Source organism: Nocardioides sp. J54, from assembly GCF_000519005.1.
Lineage (GTDB): Bacteria > Actinomycetota > Actinomycetes > Propionibacteriales > Nocardioidaceae > Nocardioides.
The window spans coordinates 1-1,286 of the sequence record NZ_JAER01000078.1; the positions used below are offsets into that span (position 1 = coordinate 1).

Consider the following 1,286-nt stretch of genomic DNA (forward strand, 5'->3'; position numbering starts at 1 on the left):
ACCCGCCGAGCGATCCTCCTCGGCAAGTGCGGCGACGATTCATCGTTGGACGTCCGCCGTTCCAAGGCCGCCGCTGAGCTGGCACGGCAGGACCTCTCCCTCGACCTTCTCTTCGCCGACCCCGACACCGGCGAGGTCATCGCCACCTCCCCCGGCCGGCGGGTCACGCTCAACATCCACGTCACCGACACCACCCTCACCGGCGACAACCCCGTCGCCCGCTGCGAGGAGACCGGTGCTCCGGTATCGGCCGCGCAGGTGAAGGAGTGGCTGCAGGCACCGCGCACCACCGTGATCGTCAGACCCGTCGTCGACCTGGCCGACTGCATCCCCGTCGACTCCTGGGAGATCCCCGACCGTCACCGCGCCCGGGTCCAGCTGCGTGACCACACCTGCAGGTTCCCCGGCTGCACCGTCACAGCGACCCGTTGCGACCTCGACCACTCGGTCGAGCATGCTCGCGGCGGCCCGACGTGCCCGTGCAACCTCGTCCCGCTCTGCCGGAGGCACCACCGCGCCAAGACCTTCTCGCTCTGGCGCTACGTCACCATCAAGCCCAGCCACTACCTCTGGCTCTCCCCCAACGGACGCCACGTCCTCGTCGGACCGACAGGCACCAAGGTCCTCGACACCCCGCGCCGCCTCGACCCCGACGACTACTAGCCACCACGCCCCACACCCCGCCCACCGGCGGGGTCGTCGGCATGTCCGCCCACCCAAACTGTCGCCGGCTGAGGTCGCCCCCACTAGGGACGACCGACCGCCGCTGGTTGAGGTGCGAGGCGCCCCAGCGCCGAGCCTCGAAACCAGTGGCCCGGGCCACCGGACTGTTCCCGCCACAGCCCGCCTCGCCGGCCCGGAGGTATCGAGGCTCCTCGCTGGCGCTCGTCGCACCTCAACCACCGGGAGAAGGCTTGCCGCCAGGCTGACGCAGCCACCTACCGGAGCCAACGGCGCGCGGCAGCGCGGCGCCCGCGCCGAAGGCGCGTCGAGGGCAAGTGCGGGCCGAGCTTGCGAGCGTCCGCGCGCAGCCCTCGACAGGCGACACGCTCGCGCCATCAGAACCGCGAGGCTCCTCGCTGGCGCTCGTCGCACCTCAACCACCGGGAGGAACGCTCCAAACCGTCATGCAGGTCGTGGCCTGGAGCCCACGATTCGTATGACCTCCCACGAAGGCGGCGGCCGCGCAGCGGCGGCGCGGACGCAGTCCGTGCCGACAACCGCGCCGACCAGCCGACCGGCAGGGCCCCGGGGTCAAGGATCGCGAAGCGACCGCGTAGCGGCGG

1 pseudogene is annotated in these 1,286 nt (G+C 71.9%); it reads left to right on the forward strand.

The features are described from left to right. Positions 1-663, forward strand: a pseudogene (locus NOCJ54_RS0122570) (HNH endonuclease); the annotation flags it as partial. Positions 664-1,286: the final 623 nt, after the last annotated feature.